General features: G+C 67.6%; 14 protein-coding genes. 7 read left to right on the top strand and 7 right to left on the bottom strand.

Annotated elements, in window-relative coordinates; genetic code table 11:
- The 3 genes from OV208_RS16840 to tgt form a co-directional block, all read right to left on the bottom strand.
- Window positions 1-707 (bottom strand): HAD family hydrolase (locus OV208_RS16840; RefSeq protein WP_267574844.1); only part of this gene is annotated, 707 nt, incomplete at its 3' end.
- 184 nt (window positions 708-891) lie between these two features.
- Window positions 892-2,010 (bottom strand): nuclease, encoded by a 1,119-nt coding sequence (locus OV208_RS16835; protein ID WP_267574843.1) that lies wholly within the window; start codon window positions 2,008-2,010, stop codon window positions 892-894.
- 219 nt (window positions 2,011-2,229) lie between these two features.
- The gene (tgt, locus tag OV208_RS16830; protein ID WP_267574842.1) at window positions 2,230-3,399 is read right to left on the bottom strand and encodes a tRNA guanosine(34) transglycosylase Tgt; all 1,170 of its coding nucleotides are present in this window, start codon (window positions 3,397-3,399) and stop codon (window positions 2,230-2,232) included.
- Window positions 3,400-3,689: 290 nt separating this feature from the next.
- Between tgt and OV208_RS16825 the strand changes: the two genes are divergently transcribed.
- The 5 genes from OV208_RS16825 (at window position 3,690) to OV208_RS16805 (ending at window position 13,599) form a co-directional block, all read left to right on the top strand.
- The gene (locus OV208_RS16825; protein ID WP_267574841.1) at window positions 3,690-5,288 is read left to right on the top strand and encodes an ABC-F family ATP-binding cassette domain-containing protein; all 1,599 of its coding nucleotides are present in this window, start codon (window positions 3,690-3,692) and stop codon (window positions 5,286-5,288) included.
- A 99-nt stretch (window positions 5,289-5,387) separates the two neighbouring features.
- On the top strand, window positions 5,388-5,852 hold the full coding sequence (locus OV208_RS16820; protein WP_267574840.1) for a DUF6210 family protein: 465 nt from the start codon (window positions 5,388-5,390) through the stop codon (window positions 5,850-5,852).
- A gap of 143 nt (window positions 5,853-5,995) precedes the next feature.
- Window positions 5,996-11,179: a DUF4011 domain-containing protein gene (locus OV208_RS16815; protein WP_267574839.1), complete on the top strand. Its 5,184-nt coding sequence runs from the start codon at window positions 5,996-5,998 to the stop codon at window positions 11,177-11,179.
- Between the two features lie 33 nt (window positions 11,180-11,212).
- Window positions 11,213-12,775, top strand: a complete 1,563-nt coding sequence (locus OV208_RS16810; protein ID WP_267574838.1) for a DUF4041 domain-containing protein — start codon at window positions 11,213-11,215, stop codon at window positions 12,773-12,775.
- 26 nt (window positions 12,776-12,801) lie between these two features.
- The gene (locus tag OV208_RS16805; protein WP_267574837.1) at window positions 12,802-13,599 is read left to right on the top strand and encodes a hypothetical protein; all 798 of its coding nucleotides are present in this window, start codon (window positions 12,802-12,804) and stop codon (window positions 13,597-13,599) included.
- 1 nt (window position 13,600) lies between these two features.
- Here OV208_RS16805 and OV208_RS16800 read toward each other — a convergent pair whose 3' ends face one another.
- On the bottom strand, window positions 13,601-14,719 hold the full coding sequence (locus tag OV208_RS16800; protein ID WP_267574836.1) for a pentapeptide repeat-containing protein: 1,119 nt from the start codon (window positions 14,717-14,719) through the stop codon (window positions 13,601-13,603).
- Window positions 14,720-14,821: 102 nt separating this feature from the next.
- Here OV208_RS16800 and OV208_RS16795 point away from each other — a divergent pair, with 102 nt between their 5' ends.
- Together OV208_RS16795 and OV208_RS16790 are read left to right on the top strand one after the other, a co-directional pair.
- Window positions 14,822-15,454 carry a hypothetical protein gene (locus OV208_RS16795; RefSeq protein WP_267574835.1) on the top strand — a complete coding sequence of 211 codons (633 nt, stop codon included), beginning with the start codon at window positions 14,822-14,824 and terminating at the stop codon, window positions 15,452-15,454.
- A gap of 45 nt (window positions 15,455-15,499) precedes the next feature.
- On the top strand, window positions 15,500-15,988 hold the full coding sequence (locus OV208_RS16790; protein ID WP_267574834.1) for a hypothetical protein: 489 nt from the start codon (window positions 15,500-15,502) through the stop codon (window positions 15,986-15,988).
- A gap of 64 nt (window positions 15,989-16,052) precedes the next feature.
- Here the strand turns inward: OV208_RS16790 and OV208_RS16785 are convergent, their stop codons facing one another.
- From OV208_RS16785 to rfbA, 3 genes are all read right to left on the bottom strand, one after another.
- On the bottom strand, window positions 16,053-17,114 hold the full coding sequence (locus OV208_RS16785) for a YihY/virulence factor BrkB family protein (protein WP_267574833.1): 1,062 nt from the start codon (window positions 17,112-17,114) through the stop codon (window positions 16,053-16,055).
- A gap of 164 nt (window positions 17,115-17,278) precedes the next feature.
- Window positions 17,279-17,824: a dTDP-4-dehydrorhamnose 3,5-epimerase gene (gene rfbC / locus OV208_RS16780; protein WP_267574832.1), complete on the bottom strand. Its 546-nt coding sequence runs from the start codon at window positions 17,822-17,824 to the stop codon at window positions 17,279-17,281.
- Entirely contained in the window at window positions 17,821-18,702 is an 882-nt protein-coding gene (gene rfbA / locus OV208_RS16775) for a glucose-1-phosphate thymidylyltransferase RfbA (RefSeq protein ID WP_267574831.1), read from the bottom strand. Before rfbA ends, rfbC begins: the two co-directional genes overlap by 4 nt.
- Window positions 18,703-18,783: the final 81 nt, after the last annotated feature.

The raw sequence follows: 18,783 nt of genomic DNA, 5'->3' as shown, positions 1-18,783 counted from the left end.
TAGGGCCGGATGGCCACCGGGACTCGCGCAGCCGCGAGCAGATCCAGATCGAACACGTTGTCCCCGAAGGCGGCGTAGAGCGGCCGGTCCGTGGCCTGCCTCAGGCAGTTCACCTTGCCGGGGCCGTAGGGCACGGGCTCGAAGACGGACGTCTGCAGGCGTCCGTTCTCCTCTCTCGGAGTGCACGCCAGCACGAACTCCGCCGTCAGGCCCACCTCGCGCACCGCGGCCTCCACCACCGCGCGCGGAGACGCGCTGACGACGTAGCAGTCCACGCCCTGGCTCCGCGCCCACTCCACCACCCGGCGGGCCTCCGGATGGATGCGCCCGGCCACGCCCCGCCGCGCCACCACCTCGCGGGCGAAGCCGCGCACTTCATCCGCCTGCCAGCCGGCGAACACCCACGCCATCATCTCGTAGGTGTCCTTCTCTGGCAGCCGTCCGGCCTCGAAGGCCTTGAACAGGCCGCGCGCCAGCGTCACCGCATCCGGATGCGACTCCACGCCATGCCGGGCTCCCAGCCGCTCCAGCGCCCCCCGGGCTTCGGGCCGCACGCCGCCGTGCTCCAGCAGGGCGAGGAACAGGTCGTCCCCCACATCTCCGCTCCACAGCGTGCCGTCCCCATCGAAGGCCAGCACGCCGTCCGGCGTCCGCGCCACCTCGCGACGGATGCGCTCCAGCGTTTCCTCGACCGGTTCCATCCTCATGTCCGTCATCCTCGCCGGCCCCCCGGTCCGGTGTCATCCGGTCCGCCCGCGCCTTGCGCGCCGGTTGTTCAACACCAGCCCCTGCCTCCCCACGGGGAACGGGGTTCGCGGCGCATGACCACCTTCCCGGCATGAGACGGACAGAGAAAAAGAAGATGCTCGCGGGCGAGCTGTACCAACTGCGCTAGACGGCACTGTCTTCAACAACCGCCCCCTCTTCCCCTCCACCCGGCCCCTCCACGGTGCGATCCAGCGTCCGAGCCAGCGCGACCCGAGCCTCCGCGACTTCCTCGGAGGCCTCGCCGGTGCCGGTGCGCGCCGAAGCAGGCACCGTGCCCTCCAACTCCTCGGGATGCAGGCGGAACCACTTCGCGATGAGCATCACCTCCTGCGCCTCCTGCGCCCGAAGGCCAATCGCTTCCGGCTCCGGCAGCGCGAAGATGTCCCGCACCCGCGCATCCAGCGCCGTCTGTTCCTCCGGCGTCTGGGGCGTCGGAACCTCCGCGCGAATCCGTCCCCGGCGCAGCACGTAGGTCCGGTCCTCGCCCCCGAGCTGTCCCCGCACCGTGTAGACCAACGACAGGCGCCGCAACGTCCGGCCCAGCTCGACGATCCACGCCCGCACGTTCTCCAGCCGCTCGGCGCGGTCGCGCAACTCCGCCGCGTATTCGAACTGGAGCCGCCGCGCCGCCATCGCCATGCGCTCGCGCAGGATGACCAGCGGCCGGTCTGATTCCCCGTTCAGGAACGCCCGCGCCAACGAGACGCGCTCCAGGTACTCCGCCTGCGTGCACCCGGCCGCGCACGGAGAGAGGCACCGCGCCGTCTGCCCTCGCATGCACCGGGGGTCGTCCTTCATGGGGAAGAGCTGGAACTGATCCGCCAGCCGCATCGGCGTGTCGGAGGGACAGTCGCGCAGCTCCAGCAGGTCGTTCACGGCGCGCACCACGTCCGCCATGGTGTGCCGGCCGTGGAAGGGCCCGAAGTACTCCGCGCTCCCGCTGCCACCGGGCTGGCCCACGACGCGCAGCCGGGGCACGGCCTCCCGTGTGAGTTGCAGGAAGCAGTGCGCGCGGTCCTTCTTGTGCTCCACGTTGTAGAGCGGCCGGTGGCTCTTGATGAGCCGGAACTCGTGCAGCAGCGCCGCGAACTCGCTGGCCGTGTACTCCCATTCCACCCGGTGCGCCTGCGCGATGATCTCCGCCGCCTTCTCGCCCTCGTCCGCGCGGAAGTACGACAACAGCCGCGTGCGCACCCGCACGGACTTGCCCACGTAGAGCAGCTCGCCCGAGGGACCGGACATGCGGTACACGCCGGGCCGGTTCTCGGCCTGCGCGCGAACGTGGCTCAGGAGGTTTGCGACGCGGGGGTCCATGCGACGGTGGGAGCCGGGCCACCTTCTGCGCCCGGGGTCCCGCAGGCTAACCCGTCAGGTCCCACCCCACCGCGCATCCCTGCCCCATGCGAGACATCCCGGCCGGTGGGCGGGCGACGAACCACGCGCCCGCGAACCCGCCGGGTTTCAGCCCACGTCCTTCAACGTGACGGCGGTGGCGGCGGCCTCGTCCTTCAGGTCCTTGGGCGTGGCCACGGCGGACTTCAGCTCACGGTACGTCTGCGCATAGCCGTTGCGCAGGATGCCCTCGCGGATGCGCTCCATCAGCTTCTGGTAGTGCCGCACGTTGTGCACCGACAGGAAGCGCGAGCCCAGGTGGTGCTTGCCGCGCATCAGGTGCTGGAGGTAGCCGCGCGTGTAGCGCTTGCACACGTAGCAGTCGCACTCCGGATCCAGCGGCCCATCCTCCAGCCGGTACGCCGTGCGCGTGATGCGAACCAGGCCCTGGAACGTGTACGCGTACCCCTGCTGCGCCATCTTGGTGGGGATGATGCAGTCGAACATGTCCACGCCGCGCAGCACCGCCTCCAGCAAGTCCGTGGGGGTGCCCACGCCCATCAGGTAGCGGGGCTTGTCCTGCGGCAGGGACGCGGTGGCGCGCTCGGTCATCGTGTCGCGCTCCACCTTCGTCTCTCCCACCGCCAGCCCGCCGATGGCGAAACCGTCGAAGGGCAGCTTCGTGAGGAACTCCGCGCTCGCGTCACGCAGGGCCGGATGCACGCCGCCCTGGACGATGCCGAACAGCGCCTGGCCCGTGGAGCGCTTCTCCTTCGCGGCCAGGCTGCGCACCGCCCAGCGGTGGGTGCGCTCCATGGCCTCGCGCGTGCCCGCCTCGTCCGTGCGCGAGTCGATGCACACGTCGAGCACCATCATGATCTCCGAGTTGATCGCCTGCTGCATGGCGATGCTGGACTCGGGGCTCAAGAGCTGCCGGCTGTTGTCGTAGAAGCTGCGGAACTGCGCGCCCTTCTCCGTGATGAGCCGGTCCTCCGGCAGGGAGAAGATTTGAAACCCGCCCGAGTCCGTCAGCACCGCGCCGTCCCACCCCATGAACGGGTGGATGCCGCCAAAGCGCTCGAACACCTCCGCGCCGGGGCGGAGCATCAGGTGGTAGGTGTTGGCGAGCAGGATTTTGGCGCCCGCCTCCTTCACCTCCTCCATCCCGAGGTGGCGGAAGCCAGCGTGGGTCGCCACCGGCATGAACATCGGCGTGGGGAAGGAGCCCTTGCGGGTGTGCAGGATGCCCGTACGGGCGCCAGTGGGGTCGGTGTTCAGGAGTTCGAAGCGGACGGCCATTGTCGGGGCCTTATACCCGTGGCGCCCCCCAGGAGGCACCCGCTTCCTGGGGACGCCCGCCCGGTCTCCAGGAGGCCGTCCCCCTACCCTCCGCCGGGGAAGGCGCCGTTTTCCCTACCTGAACCGGGGGGCTGGGGGCCGTCACCGGGACCCAGCGGGCTGGAAACGGGACGGGAAGCCGGCATTTCCGGGGCGTGTCGGCGGTTACATTGGGTCCTCCGGCACGCCGCCGGGCTCCGATTCACCGCGCGTCTTTGGTGGACGCGCCATTTCCGCTACAAGCCGCCGCCATGTTCAACGTCATCAACGTCTCCAAGGCCTATGGGCCCAAGAAGCTTTTCGAGGAGGTCAACGTCACCTTCTCGCCGGGCCGTCGCTACGGCCTGACCGGTCCAAACGGGGCCGGCAAGTCCACCTTCATGAAGATCCTCGCCGGTGACGAGGAGCAGGACATGGGCGACATCATCCGCCCCCGCAAGCTGGGCATCCTGCGCCAGGACCACTTCCGCTATGAGAACGACCGCGTCCTGGACGTGGTGCTGATGGGCAACCGCCACCTGTGGGCGGCGATGGACGAGAAGAACAAGCTGCTCGCCAAGTCCGACATCACCGAGGAGGACGGTAACCGGCTGGGTGAGCTGGAAGGCGTCATCGCGGAAGAGGACGGCTACTCCGCGGAGAGCGACGCGGCCACGCTGCTGGCGGGCCTTGGCATCGACGTGGCGTTCCACGAAGAGCCCATGCGCCAGCTGACGGGCGGCCTGAAGCTGCGCGTGTTGCTCGCGCAGGCGCTGTTCGGCAAGCCGGACGGACTGCTGCTCGACGAGCCCACGAACAACCTGGACATCGATTCCATCCGCTGGCTGGAGACCTTCCTCCACCAGTACGAGGGCGTGCTGATCACCATCAGCCACGACCGGCACTTCCTGAACTCCATCTGCACGCACATCGCGGACATCGATTACGAGACCATCATCCAGTACACGGGTGGTTACGACGACATGGTCCGGCAGAAGTCGCAGCTGCGGACCCGGGTGGAGTCGGAGACGGAAGAGAAGAAGAAGAAGATCCTCCAGTTGCAGGACTTCGTGGCGCGCTTCCACGCCGGCACGCGCGCCTCGCAGGTGCAGAGCCGCATCAAGCAGATCGACAAGCTGAAGACGGAGGACCTGAAGCGCTCGAACATCGCGCGGCCCTTCATCCGGTTTGATCAGAAGGTGGTCAGCGGCCGGCAGACGCTGATGTTCGAGGGCCTGAAGAAGTCCTACGACGGCGTGCAGGTCATCAAGCCGTTCACGGGGCTCGTCTGCAAGGGCGAGCGCATCTGCGTCATCGGCCGCAACGCCGTGGGCAAGTCCACGCTGGTGAAGATGCTGGCCGGAAAGACGGAGCCGGACGCGGGCACCATCACCTGGGGCCACCAGGCGTCGGTGGGCTACCTGCCGCAGGACCACCACGGCGTCATCTACAAGGGCACGACCTGCTTCGGCTACCTGCGGGAGATCAGCGAGAAGCTGACGAACGAGGAGATCTCCGGCGTGCTGGGTCGGATGCTGTTCTCCGGTGAAGAGCGGATGAAGAACACGGACACGCTCTCCGGTGGTGAGACGGTGCGCGTGCTCCTGTCGAAGCTGATGATTACCCAGGACAACATGCTCATCCTCGATGAGCCGACGAACCACCTGGACCTGGAGTCCATCGCGGCGCTGGCCGAAGGCCTCCAGAAGTTCGAGGGCACGGTCATCGTCGTCACGCACGACCAGGAGCTCATCTCCGAGGTCGCGACGCGCATCTGGAGCATGGAGGCGGGCAAGGAAGTGCTCGACTTCAACGGCCCCTACGCCGAGTTCCGCGAGAAGCACGCGGACGCGGCCATGAAGCGCCGGTAGGCCACGCGCAAGCGGAGTTCCCATCGCCGCCCGCCTCCGGAGCTTCCGGAAGCGAGGCGGCGAATTTCGTGAGTTCGGAGGTGCTACGAGGAGAGAGCCATGACGCCCCACTATGTCTTCTTGAACCCGGATGGCAGCCGGCCGTTTGGACTCGCCGTCATCGTTCAGGCCCCTACGGGCGTCGTGTATGGGCACCAGTGCGACGGGCTCCGGAACAGTGAGCGAACGGCGGAGGGCTTCCTCGTGCTGCTTCATTCAACCGATACGAGCCCGGATCCCGAAGTCGACGAATTGTTCGACGTGGAGAAGGCGCTCATCGCCTTCTTCGCGAAGGAGTTCGGCGGCAACCCCTACGTCCGTGAGGACTGGAGTGCCTGGCGTTTCGAGCACCTGGCCGCACTCGTCAGCCGCGTTCCGATGTGGCGCACACAACTTCATGAAAACTCGGACGAAAGGCTCCATCTGGCTCTGGACCGGGAGCGCCTGGATGAAGTCACCGAGGCGTGGGTCCCCGTGCTGACCCCATACGGTCCAGGCATCCTGGTGTTCGACAACTGCGATTGAGTCCTCCGCCCCGGACGACGCCACGCTGAATTCCGTGGCGTGTCCATACCCCTCACGGGGGATGCCCCCGCCGCGCCGGATGCGTCAGAACCCGGAGTGCCAGGTCGCCCTTCGCGTGACGACCCGGGGAGGGGCACCCACCGATGACTCCGCAAGATCCGGTCCTGCTGAAGGAGCTTGAACGGCAGCGCACGCGGCTCCTGGACCTGAGTGCATCCAACCGGCTCCTCCACTTCCGGCACACCGCGAGGACATCGCTGCGGCTGGTGGATGAACTCCCCGGCGTCATCTTCGAGCGACTGAGCAACCATCGCGCGCTCACGTTCCTGCCAGTGCCTGAGCCCGAACGCGAAGCTCCCGCGAAGGAGCCCCGCCCCGGCGTGTTCACGATGGAGACCATCGCGCCCCCCGTGTCCCGGCAACGGCTGGCGACCCAGGAGGCCGAACGGCTGGGCATCGACACCCGCTTCGAACTGCCTCTGGCCTCGACGGACAGCGCGGCCGGTCCGCGCAAGCACCAGGACCGCCACGTCCAGACGCTCTACTTTCCGGAGGAGCTGGAGTCCCAGCTGCGTCAATTGCAGGGACTCGCGCAGACCGCCATCCAGGAGACGGGAGCGAACCTGCTCCACCTCGTCTTCGGATTCCTGCGCTGGTACGAGCCCGGGGATGTCGCGCGGGAGAAACCGCGCAGCGCGCCCCTGGTGCTGATGCCTGTCAGCCTCCGGCGCAACGCACCCGATGCGAGGACGCAGGTCCACGCCTACGAGGTGGACTACAACGAGGGAGAGTCCATCGAACTCAACCTCACGCTCCAGGAGAAGTTGCGGCAGGAGTTCGGCATCACCCTGCCCCCCTTCGATGCGGACGAAGGGCTGGAGGCGTACTTCGCGAAGGTGAGCACGCTCCTGGCGGACTTGCGTCCTGGGTGGAAACTGGAGCGGCAGGTCACCCTGACGTTGCTGTCCTTTGGACGGCTGCTCATGTGGCGGGACCTGGAGCCGGGTCGATGGCCCGAAGCGAGCCCCCTGCTGGCCAGCCCCCAGGTCCGAACCCTGCTGGGTGCCAGACAGGAGAAGGAGTCCGCGAGCGGGCGTTTACCAGCCATCGCGGAGCGCCGGAGCGATGTCTATGACCTGGACTCACCGGCACTCGCGCCGGAAATCCCTCCGCTCATCACGGACGCGGACAGCAGCCAGCACAGCGTGCTGGTGGACGTGCTGCGGGGCGAAAGTCTGGTGGTCCAGGGCCCACCGGGCACGGGGAAGTCCCAGACCATCACCAACCTCATTGGCGCGGCGCTGGCCGCGGGCAAGACGGTGCTGTTCGTCACCCAGAAGATGGCCGCCCTGGAGGTCGTCTCCCGACGGCTCCAGCAGGCAGGGCTGGGCGACTTCTGCCTGGAGCTGCACAGCCACAAGACCCAGAAGCAGCAGTTCATGGAGGACCTGCGCAGACGGCTGAAACAACGGCCCACGCCGGTCGCGACAGGCTCCCTGGGCGCCCAGGTCACGCATGCCATGGGCATCCTGCGCGCGCACACCGAACGACTGCATTCGGTCCAGGGAGGCCTGGGGCTGACGCCGCACGACATCTTCTGGAGGGTGGGCCGGGCCGAAACGGAGCTGGGAGATGACATCGCGGCGCTCAAGGACGTGCGCATCGAGGCGGCCGCGAGCGTTTCTCCCTCGACCCTGGAGGAGGTGCACGAGGCGCTCCGGGGACTCGCGGCTCAGTTCAAGGACATCCTCCGCGTCGCGCCCCTGCCCTCCGAACATCCCTGGTCCGGAATCAGGAATCCCAGCCTGAGTGCTGGGGATTGCCAGGCGCTCATCGAGCGGACCACCGCATGGAAGGAAGCCGCGCTGGGCCTGGAGCAGTCCCTGGCGGCGCTGGCCCCGCTCACGGGAACGGCCTTACGGAACAGCGCCCTCGCGGCGGACGCCCTCGTGAGCGCGGTGCGACTGCTGCCCGAGCCCCCGACCCCACCACGTCCTGGCCTTCAGTGCGCCCTCCTGGAGGCAGCGAACCGCGAAGCCCTGCGCTCGTTCCTGGATGCCGTCGAGTTGATGCAACGGCAGTGGGCGGGGCTGGAGGCCGGTTGGCGTTCCCGCGAGGACCTGACCGTGGAGGCCCTGAAGGGCGCGGAGGCGGTGCTGGACACCAGCCTGCGGCTCTTCACCCCGGACACTCCGCTGCTCACCGTGGTGCGGGCACGCGACGCGGTGGAGCACGCGCTGGCGGCGGTGGATCAGGGACTGGCGTTCGCGGAAGGACTCGCTCCCGTGTTGGGGCTCGAAGGGCCTTTGTCGCCCGTGATGATCCAGACGCTCGCGCGGGTCGTGGACGCGATGGCGGAGCTGGACGACGGCGTCCTGGAGTGGCGCGATGCGTGCTGGGTGACGCCCGCGGCGGAGGAGCTGCTGCGAAGCGCGGCGCGCACCCGCGACGACCTGGATGAACAGTCGCGAGCCCTCGCCGTCCGCTTCATGCCCGAACTCGTCCCCTGCCTGGAGACGCTGAAGGCGCACGCCGTCGCCGTGTCGACCGCGCCGTTCATCCCGTGGCTGTCGCGGGGGTGGCGCTTTGCACGGCGCGACTTCCAGGCCATGGCCCATGGTCTGCGGCCGACACGGCCCTTGCTGATCCTCGGGTACAACGATCTGCTGGCGCATCACGCCGCCCGTGAGCGTTTCCATGCGGACGCGTCCTTGCGAGAGCTGTTGGGCGAGCGCTTCCAGGGGACCGCGACGCGCTTTGATCGGCTCCTCGCCTGGGTGGAGGTCTGGCGGAAGGTGGAAGCGCTGCTGCGTCCCATGGGCGCCAGCGTCGAGCCCCTGGCGCGCATGGCCCTGGAGCTGCCCGCGAACCGCTGGCGCGAGGCGATCGCCAAGGCCTCGGTCCAGGGGGATGCCCACCTCCAGGCCCGGAACGTGAGCGACGCGGTGCAGGAAGCCGCCACGCGCATGCACCTGCGGAAGAGTTCGTGGAACACCAACCCCGCGTCCCAGGTGAAATCCAGCCTGGGAGCGCTCCGCGTCCACCTGGGAGAGGTCCTGGACCAGGCTCGCCGGGCGGCTGCGCCGCCTTCACTGTCCCTGGTCCAGTTCCAGGCCCAGGTGCGCACCGTGCGCGAAGCGTGCGAGGCAGCGGAGCGACTGAAGGACCACACGGTGGCGTCCGCGTTGCTGGGCGCGGAGTCCCAGGGAAGGAAGACGCTCACGGCCGGCCCCCGGGCGCTCGCGCGCTACGTGGATGACGTGCTCGCGGCCCCTCTTCCCGAAGGCTTCGCGGACTGGCTGCTCCGGGAGGACACGGCACGTCGCCATGCAGGCCTGGTGGCGCGAAGCCGCGACGTGGAAGCCCGACTGCGGGACTACCGCGACGCGACGGTACGGGCGCAGGAGCTGGGACGCATGGAGCCCGGAACCTGGGAGGACGCGGCCTCCGAGGCACCGCTCACGGCCACGATGCGGCGGTTGCACCGGGCACTGGAGCGCGCGAGCACCCTCCCCGCCTGGGCCGCGTACCAGCGACACCGGCACGCGGTAACGCGCCTGCGCTCCACCACCGCGTTCCTGGAGCGGATCGACGCCCGGCCGGCGCTGGCGACGAAGCTGCTCGCGGCTTTCGACGCCGTCTTCTTCCGGTCCCTGGCCGAGTCCGTCTTGAGGGAACAGCCGGAGCTCGATCAGTTCACGGGCGCCGTGCATGCCGCGCAGCGTGAGGACTTCGCGCGACTGGATGCACAGCTCATCGGGCAGCAGGGACCGAACCTGGCACATCAGCTCAGCCGCCGACCGGTGCCGCAGGGCGTGCACTCGCAGAAGGTGGCGGGCCTGACGGAGGTTCAGCTCATCCAGCATGAGCTGGGCAAGAAGCAGCGACACGTCTCCATCCGGGAGCTGGTGCAACGCGCGGGGAGCGCGCTTCAGGCGCTGATGCCCTGTTTCATGATGGGTCCGCAGTCCGTGTCCCAATACCTGCCGCCCGGGCACCTGCGTTTCGACCTGGTGGTGATGGATGAGGCCAGCCAGCTCCGTCCGGAAGACGCGCTGGGCGCCATCGCACGCGGCAGTCAGTTGGTGGTGGTGGGAGACCCGGAGCAGCTTCCGCCCACGAGCTTCTTCGCGCAGCTCGAACGGGATGACGAAGACACGGGTGAAGAAGTCACGGACCCGGAGGAGGCAAGAGGTCCGTCCCTCCTGGATGAGTCGGAGAGCATCCTGGTGGCCGCCGCGCGACGATTCCCCATGCGCATGCTGCGCTGGCACTACCGCTCCCGGCACCCGGCGCTCATCTCCTTCAGCAACAGGGAGTTCTACAACGGAGACCTCATTGTCTTTCCCGCGCCCGGACAGCACATGGAAGGATTGGGGGTCCGCTTCGTGCGGGTGGAGAACGGACTCTATGAGTCCAACCGCAACGAGCCCGAGGCCCGCGCGGTGGTGGAGGCGGTGCGGCAGCACGCGCACACCCGACCCGAGCAGAGCCTGCTGGTCGTCACGCTGAACTCGAAGCAGCGGGAGCTCATCGATACGCTGGTGCTGGCGGAAGAGAAGAAGGACGCCAGACTCGCGGCCTTCCTGGCGTCCTGGGCGAAAACGCCCAATCCCTTCGATGTGAAGAACCTGGAGAACGTCCAGGGCGACGAGCGCGACGCCATCTTCGTCTCCGTGACGTTCGGCAAGGATCGGGACGGCCGTTTCCGGCAGAACTTCGGCCCCATCAACCAGGCGGACGGGTACCGGCGCTTGAACGTGCTCTTCACGCGGGCACGGTCCGCGCTGACGGTGTTCGCGTCGTTTGAGCCATCAGACCTCAAGGTGCAGGAGAGCAGCCCCCGGGGGATGCGCGTCCTGCAGCGCTACCTGTTCGAGGCCCAGGGTGCGCTCGTGGCCCACGGCGTCGGAAGCGGACGCCCTCCGGATTCGGATTTCGAGGTGGCGGTGGCGAAGGCGCTCGCGGCGCACCAGTACGAAGTCGTGCCGCAGGTGGGCGTCGCGGGCTACTTCATCGATCTGGCCATCCGGCATCCCCGCCATCCCGGCCGTTACATCCTGGGGGTGGAGTGTGACGGAGAGCGCTATCACAGCTCACGCTCCGCCCGGGATCGCGACCGGCTGAGAGACCAGGTGTTGACGGGGCTGGGGTGGCGGCTGCATCGCATCTGGTCCACGGATTGGTTCCGCTCGCCGGCGGAAGAGGTCGCGCGCATCGTCGCGCGCATCGACACACTGCTCCGCGAAGAGGACACGGCGGAGCGGCCCAAGGTGGTCCGCAACGACCCTCCCGCCGAGGGCCAGATGCGTTCGCTGAGTGCCTGAGTTAGACTTTCCCGCTTCGGTGGGGGGACATCCATGACAATCATTGCCATCGGGCTTGGAGCGCTGGCCCTGCTCTTCGTAGGACTGTGGTTCCGGACCCGGGTTCAGCTCCGGGTGGTCCAGGAGCGCTTCAAACCCATCCTGGACCTGGAAGCCGAGCGACGCCGCGTCGCGGAGGAATTGACCCGCTCGCGCACGGATGCGGACGCCGCCATGGCGTCGGAGAAGAAGCGCGTCCAGGAGGAGCTTGCCCGGGCCCGGAGTGAGGCGGACACCACTCTCGCGGCGGAGCAGAAGCGGGTGGAGACCCAGCTCGCGAAGGCGAAGGCGGACGTCGAGCAGGCCGTCGCCGCGGAACAGACGCGGGCCAAGGCGGAGCTGACACGCCTTCGCGACGAAGCCACCCGGACGACGGAGGCCGCGAAACGGGCCATGTCGGAGGCGGAGGCGCGGCGGCTCCAGGCGAACACGGAGCGCACGGGGCTGGAATCGGGCATCGGCCGATTGAAAACGGAGCTGAAGGAGCTGGAGGAGGAGGCCGTCCTGCTCTCCTTCGGCTTCTACAAGCCCGTGTATGCCCTGTCCTCGGTGAAGGAGTACGAGGACCGGCTGGAGACGCTCCGCGAAGCCCAGAAACAGATGTTGAAGGACAAGCAGGCAGCGACGTGTTCGTTGGAGTGGGAGGTCAACGGCAGCAAGGCGGAAGGCAGGAAGCAGACGGAGCGGACGCTAAAGCTGATGCTGCGCGCCTTCAATGGCGAGGCGGACGCCTGTATCGCGAAGGTGACGTACAAGAACGTGAAGGCCATGGAGACGCGCCTGGAGAAGGCGGCGGCGGCCATCAACAGCCTGACGGAGATCCAGCAGTGCATCATCGTGCGCAAGTACGTGAAGCTGAAGCGGGATGAGCTGCTCCTGGCGTACGAGTACTCGGAGAAGGTGCAGCAGGAGCGGGACGAGCAGCGCCGCATCCGGGAGCAGATGCGCGAGGAAGAGACCGCCCAGCGGGAGTTGGAGAAGGCGAAGCTGGAAGCGGAGCGTGAAGCAAAGCGCGATGCGGACGCCCTGGCCCGGGCCCGGCTGGACTACGAGAAGGCCAAGGGGCCCGAGCAGCAGCGGATGCTGGAGCGCATCGCGGAGTTGGAACGTCGGGTGGCCGAGGACATGGAGAAGCAACGGGCCATCTCCCAGGCACAGCTCACGCGGACGGGGCACGTCTACGTCATCTCCAACATCGGCTCCTTCGGAGAGGGCGTCTACAAGCTGGGGATGACGCGAAGGCTGGTGCCACAGGACCGCATCGACGAGCTGGGGGATGCCTCCGTCCCCTTCGAGTTTGACGTGCATGCCATCATCCGGACCTCGGATGCCCCCGCGCTGGAGAACGCACTGCACCGCGCCTTCACGGACCGGCGCGTCAATCGCATCAACGAGCGCAAAGAGTTCTTCCGCGTCAGCCTGGAGGAGATCGCCGCGACCGTGCGCAAGCACCACGGGGAGTTCGAGCTGACCCAGCTCGCGGAAGCAGCGGAGTACCGCAAGACGTTGGCGCTCCTTGAGGAGGAGCGAAGCAAATCCATCCTGGCTGTGGCTTGATGGCTGTCAAGCAAGGAGACCTTCCCATGGCAGGACGCCCCGTTGATGACTCCCAGCGCCGGAAGTTCCTCGAGGTCTTGATCAAGAACGGGGGCTCTTCCGGCAACACCAGCCTGATGAATGAATTGGGTTGGTCTGAATCAGAGTACTGGCGGCTGCGCGAGAAGCTCATCGAGGATGGACAGATCCTCCGAGGCCGGGGGCGCGGCGGCAGCGTCAACATCGTCAAGGAGATCAAACCCTCTGACACGAATGCCTTCAGCGGCAGCCTCGTGGAGCTTCCTCCCGAGCCCGAGGAGGGAGCGGAGGTTGACCTCTACGCCCCATGCCTGGAAGTGCTGCACGAGAAGTGGACGAAGGAGCGCGGGCTGCACGACTTCCACATCGAGATCACCGCGAACCAGGGGGGAAAGAAGACGGGGGGCGTGTGGACCCGCCCCGACATCACCGCCATCAGCATGCGGACCTTCACCCACTGGCCCGGTCGCACCTTCGACATCTGGACCTTCGAAATCAAGCCGAGCTGGCAGTTCAACATCACCGGGGTCTTCGAGGCCGCCGCGCACGCCAGGACGGCCACGCATGCCTTCGCCCTGTTCGAAACGCCCGAGAACCCAGACGACACGGACATCGCGCGGCTCACGTCGGAAGCGCAGCGCATGGGCGTGGGGTTGATCCTCTTCCAGGAGGCGGACGACTTCGAGACGTGGGACTTCATGGTGGAGCCCGTGCGCAAGGAGCCGGATCCCTCGCTGCTCGAACAGTTCGTGGTGACCCAGCTGTCCGACACGGCTCGCGCGAAACTGCTGCGTTGGAGCAAGTGAGTCACTGCCCCGCCAAAGGAATCCATTGCGCCTGGATGCGCGGGTCCATCTGTTTTCGGAGGCTGTCGAACCAGCGCTGACAGGTTCTCGTCGTGGCGCTCGGATTGACCGCATGGCCGGTCCGCTGCGAGAGCGCCCACGCAAGGTTGGCGAGCACCTCGGGACCCAATCGGCTCGGCGCATCGAGCCGGGTGCGGGCCTTCGCTTCGAAGGCTGGATCCACGAGAAGCGCGACCACCACGAGTTGTGGATGCGCCACGCGGCCCTTGTCGAGCCTCGACCACAGCGCATCCAGGGTCTCCTTGCGTGCGCCCCCAATCAGCATCGCCACCGCGCCCACCCAATGCAAGGGATACGGCTCATCCTGGAACAGAGCGAGGATCTCCGCATCCACCCCAGGACTTGCCTCCACTCCTGCCTCCACGTTCCGCAGCACCTCCGCCCCCTGGGTGAGCCCCCGAAACGACATCGGCCCGGGCCACAACAGGATGGCATCCAGGAATGAGGGATATCCGCTCCCCAGAAGGGCGCGAATCGTGGCCTGGTTCCAGGTCTCCCGCGCATAGGTCCGGGGACGGTCCGTGCGGACGCCCGCGACACGTGCCTCCTCCATGTCGCAGCAGGAGATCTCCGTGCCCCGGAGGTCCGCGCAACGCAGGTCCGCTTTCAGCAGCGTCGTCGCGGTCAACAGCGCTCCCCGGAGTCGCGTGCGGCGGAAGGAACCCCGGGTCAGGTTGGAAGCCGTGAGAACCGCCCCCTCCAACGAGGCATCGTCCCAACTCGCTCCCAAGGCCACACACCCGAGCAGGCTGGCGCGGTCCATACGCGCCCAGGTGAGCGACGCCTCCGACAGCGTGGCCAGGTCGAGCCGGGCCTCGATGAGGCCGCAGTCATCCAGCCGAGCACCATCAAGGCGGGCCCGGACGAGGTCCGCGCCGGGTAACTCCTCCTGCGTCAGGTCGATGCCCCGCAGGTCTCCCACCGCGGGATCCAACGCGCCCACGCCCGGAAACCCGACGAGGACCTCGCGCCATGGCCCACGGAGTCCCAATGCCACCAGCCGTTCACGTCGGCGGAGGCCGTCAGGCGTAAGCCAGCGCTCGGTCAGTGCGGCGTCCATGAGCCTCGATTGTACCGCGCCATGGGGAGCCCTCATGCGGCCCTGAGGGGGCATGGCTTGAAGTCCTTTGCCCCGGGTCTGCTAGGTTTCACCGTTGCCCTCATGAAAAGCCCCGCCTCCCTCCTCATCGCCCTGACGTGCGCGCTGCTGCTGCCCGCCTGCGGTCCCTCGGAGTGCACTCCGGACAATTGCCGGGACGGGTGCTGCACCGTGGAGGCCGAGTGCATCCGTCCCCAGGGCGATGACGCCTGCGGCCCCAGGAACGGTGGCGCCGCATGTGAGGGCTGTACCAGCGGTTCGGTCTGTCACCTGGAGCAGCAGGCCTGCATCGTGGGCGTGATGCGCACCCGGGTGCAGCCCATCCGCGCCTCCATCCTCGACCACGACCCGTTTGACGAAGAGGATCCGGAGTGGGATCCAGATGGCTCACCGCCGGATGTCGTCGTCGAGATGCGCTGCCCTTCCGCCGCTGAGCGCTCGCGCACCGAAACCGTCCAGAGCCTGGAGCCTCGCTGGTCCACGGGAAGCTGCCAGGTGGTGTCGTCCAACCTCCTCAAGAACCCCATCGAGATCTCCATCTTCGACGTCGATGACTTCTCCTTCGACGACGAGTTCGGCACCGTCCACTACCAGGTCACCCCCGCGGACTTGAATCGGGGTTGGTTCGAGATCGACATCCCCGAGGTGGTGCGCTCGCTGACCTTCGTCCTCTCCCACACCTATTCAGAGCATTGAGCAGCCCCCAGTAACCACACCGGGCGCACGGGCGTAACGCAGGGAATGCACCCGCGCCTCCTGCTGACCTCGCTCCTGCTACTCGCCAGCGCCTGTGGTCCCTCCTCGTCGGTGGACGAGGGCCTGGGCGTCGTCCAGGAACTCGACACCTCCGAACAGGGCATCACCGACTTCGTGCGCTCCGGCCGCTACAAGTCCTGGCTCGCGGAGCCCACCATCCACGAAACGCGCGCCCCCCACGGGAGCAAGGTCCGCGTCTTCTTCAACGACCTCGTCGTGGGTTCGCTGCGCGACGGCAATGCCACACATCCGGTGGGCAGCATCCTCGTCAAGGAGCTGTTCGAAAGCGACGGCAAGACGCTCCGGGGCCACGCGCTGGACGTGAAGATCACCGACGGCGCCGGCAAGGACACCTGGATCTTCTACGAGGGCTTCGGCCCGAAGTACGACAACAACTACTACGGCCGCGCCCACGACTCCTGCCACGGCTGCCATTCGGACGGGAAGGACTACGTCACCACGCCCTTGCCCTGAAACGGCCACGGGCGGCCTTCCGCGAGGAAGACCGCCCGCCGTCGCCCCACACCGTGCCCAGGCCCTACCGCGCCGGAGATTTGCGGCGCATCAGGAACACACCCAGGCCCACGCCCGCGGCCACCTTCACCGCGGACGCCAGGGGCGTCTTGCTCAGGGGCACTGGCGCCGTGGTGTACGGTGGCGCGACCGGCTTGGGACGGAAGTCGGTGGCGCCGGGCAGGTCCGCGCCCTGCTCCTCCGCTTCCGTCTTCGTCACGTTCGGCCCAGCCTGATCCGGATCGCGCTGACCCGGCGACTTACCGTCCGGCGACTTGTGCTCCAGGATGCCGTTGATCTCCGCGCCCAGCAGGATGACCTGGCAGGAGATCCACATCCACAAGAGCAGCACGATGACGCCGCCGATGGCGCCGTAGTTCACGTCGTACGAGCCGAAGTTCGCCACGTACATGGAGAACGCCCACGACGCGGCCACCCAGATGAGAACGCCCACCACCGAGCCCGGCGTGATGAACTTGAACTTCTGCTTCACGTCCGGCAGCGCGTAGTACAGGTACGCCCACAGGCACATCATCAGGAGCCCCGCCACCGGCAGGCGCAGCCACATGATGACGGTGCTCAGCGGCTCGCCCAGCCTGCTCGCCACCGCCGGCGTGGCGACCGCGACGAGGGCCGCCAACACCGCCGTCACCGCCGTGCCCAACGTCGTCAGGAGCGCGATGCCCCGCTTCTTCCAGAACGGGCGCTTCTCCTCCACGCCGTACACCGTGTTGAGCGCCTCCATCAGCGCCACGATGCCGCCCGACGCCGCCCAGATGGCGCCCACGCCACCGATGGTCAGCAGCCCCACCGGATTGCTGCTCGCCAGCGCCTCCAGGCGCTCACCCAGGATCTTCGTCACCTCCTGCGGCGCCACGCGCGACAGCTCCTGGACCAGCTGCTGCGCCTGATGCGGATCAATCAACACGCCCGCAAGCGACACGAGGAACAGCAGGAACGGGAACAGCGCGAGGATGCCCTGGAACGTCAGCGCCCCCGCCACATTGCCCACGTTGTCCCGCGCCCACTCGGCCTTGAGGGACTTGAAGAACTCCTTCCAGCTCATTCCCTTGCCGGGCAAAACCATGCCGTCTCCTCCGAGGTGCGCCACGACTGCTCGGAAGAGATTGGGCATTCCATCCCCTGACTGGCTTCCTCCTCGTAGAAGTCGCCTGCCTCCCTGCCTGCTTACCGCGCACGGAGGACGGGATGGCAAGCCCCTGCTTCATGCCTGGCTGCCTGCTCCAGACGTCAGAAAGCGGGCAGGACCGGGGCGTCCTTCAGCCGGGGCGCCTGCTGATCCTTGCCCGACAGCAGCGGCGCGCTCACGGGCCAGGGGATGGCCAGGTCGGGATCATTCCAGAGCACGCTCCGCTCGGTCTCCGGCGAGTACAGCGCGGTGCACTTGTAGAAGAAGTCCGCGGAGTCGCTCAGCACGCAGAAGCCGTGCGCGAAGCCCGGGGGCACCCAGAGCTGCCGCTTGTTCTCGAACGACAGCTCCGCCGCCACCCAGCGGCCGAACGTGGGCGAGCCGCGCCGCACGTCCACCGCCACGTCCCACACCGCGCCGGACAGGCACTGCACCAGCTTGCCTTGCACGTTCGGCTCCTGGAAATGCAGCCCCCGGAGGGTGCCCTTCAAAGAGCGCGACAGGTTGTCCTGCACGAAGGGGCCCGTGATGCCCGCGTCCGCGTAGCGCTTCGCGTGGTACGACTCGAGGAAGAAGCCCCGGTCGTCGCCGAACACCTTCGGCTCCACCAGGAGGACTTCGGGCAGCTCCAGGGGGGTGACCTTCACGACACCGCTCCCCGGTTCTCGATGAGATCCAACAGGTACTGACCGTATTCGTTCTTGCGCATGGGCTCCGCCAGCGCCGCCAACTGCTTGTCGTCGATGTAGCCCATGCGGAAGGCAATCTCCTCCGGGCACGCCACCTTGAGGCCCTGCCGGCGCTCGATGATCTCGATGTAGTTGGACGCCTGCATCAGCGATTCGTGCGTGCCGGTGTCCAGCCACGCGTAGCCGCGGCCCATCAGCTCCACGTTGAGCTCTCCGCGCCGCAGGTACTCCGCGTTCACGTCGGTGATTTCATACTCACCGCGCCGGCCGGGCTTGAGGTTGGCGGCGATGTCCACCACCTGGTTGTCGTAGAAGTACAACCCGGTGACGGCGTAGTGCGACTTCGGCTTCAGCGGCTTCTCCTCGATGCTCACCGCCTGGCGCTGCGCGTTGAGCTCCACCACGCCGTAGCGCTCCGGATCCTTCACGTAGTAGCCGAACACCGTCGCGCCGTGCGTGCGGCGCGAGGCCCGCTGCGTGAGCTCTCCCATGCCGTGGCCGTAGAAGATGTTGTCGCCCAGGATGAGCGACACCGGGTCCTTGCCCACGAAGTCGCGGCCGATGACGAAGGCCTGCGCCAGCCCTTCCGGCTTCGGCTGTTCGGCGTACTGGAAGCGCACGCCCCACTGCTCCCCGTCGCCCAAGAGCTCGCGGAAGCGCGGCAGGTCCTGCGGCGTGGAGATGATGAGGATCTCCCGGATGCCCGCCAGCATCAGCGTCGTCACCGGGTAGTAGATCATCGGCTTGTCGTAGACGGGCAACAGCTGCTTGCTCACCACGCGCGTCAGCGGATACAGGCGCGTGCCCGAGCCGCCGGCCAGAACGATTCCCTTCATGGATGCTCCCTGCGTTCCACGCCCCCGGACTGAAATCCCCGGGAAGGTTCGCGGACGAGAATGCGCGCGGACGGCCGCCAC

It is taken from the genome of Corallococcus sp. bb12-1, from assembly GCF_026626765.1.
In the GTDB taxonomy this organism is placed as follows: Bacteria; Myxococcota; Myxococcia; order Myxococcales; family Myxococcaceae; genus Corallococcus; species Corallococcus terminator.
The sequence above is the reverse complement of the archived record's forward strand: the minus strand, read 5'-3'. Positions and strand labels throughout refer to the sequence as shown.

Bases quoted from the DNA above. Each gene is read 5' to 3' on its own strand.
- OV208_RS16835 (WP_267574843.1), bottom strand. From the start codon at position 2,010: ATGTCCGGTCCCTCGGGCGAGCTGCTCTACGTGGGCAAGTCCGTGCGG.
- tgt (WP_267574842.1), bottom strand. From the start codon at position 3,399: ATGGCCGTCCGCTTCGAACTCCTGAACACCGACCCCACTGGCGCCCGT.
- OV208_RS16825 (WP_267574841.1), top strand. From the start codon at position 3,690: ATGTTCAACGTCATCAACGTCTCCAAGGCCTATGGGCCCAAGAAGCTT.
- OV208_RS16820 (WP_267574840.1), top strand. From the start codon at position 5,388: ATGACGCCCCACTATGTCTTCTTGAACCCGGATGGCAGCCGGCCGTTT.
- OV208_RS16815 (WP_267574839.1), top strand. From the start codon at position 5,996: ATGACTCCGCAAGATCCGGTCCTGCTGAAGGAGCTTGAACGGCAGCGC.
- OV208_RS16810 (WP_267574838.1), top strand. From the start codon at position 11,213: ATGACAATCATTGCCATCGGGCTTGGAGCGCTGGCCCTGCTCTTCGTA.
- OV208_RS16805 (WP_267574837.1), top strand. From the start codon at position 12,802: ATGGCAGGACGCCCCGTTGATGACTCCCAGCGCCGGAAGTTCCTCGAG.
- OV208_RS16800 (WP_267574836.1), bottom strand. From the start codon at position 14,719: ATGGACGCCGCACTGACCGAGCGCTGGCTTACGCCTGACGGCCTCCGC.
- OV208_RS16795 (WP_267574835.1), top strand. From the start codon at position 14,822: ATGAAAAGCCCCGCCTCCCTCCTCATCGCCCTGACGTGCGCGCTGCTG.
- OV208_RS16790 (WP_267574834.1), top strand. From the start codon at position 15,500: ATGCACCCGCGCCTCCTGCTGACCTCGCTCCTGCTACTCGCCAGCGCC.
- OV208_RS16785 (WP_267574833.1), bottom strand. From the start codon at position 17,114: ATGGTTTTGCCCGGCAAGGGAATGAGCTGGAAGGAGTTCTTCAAGTCC.
- rfbA (WP_267574831.1), bottom strand. From the start codon at position 18,702: ATGAAGGGAATCGTTCTGGCCGGCGGCTCGGGCACGCGCCTGTATCCG.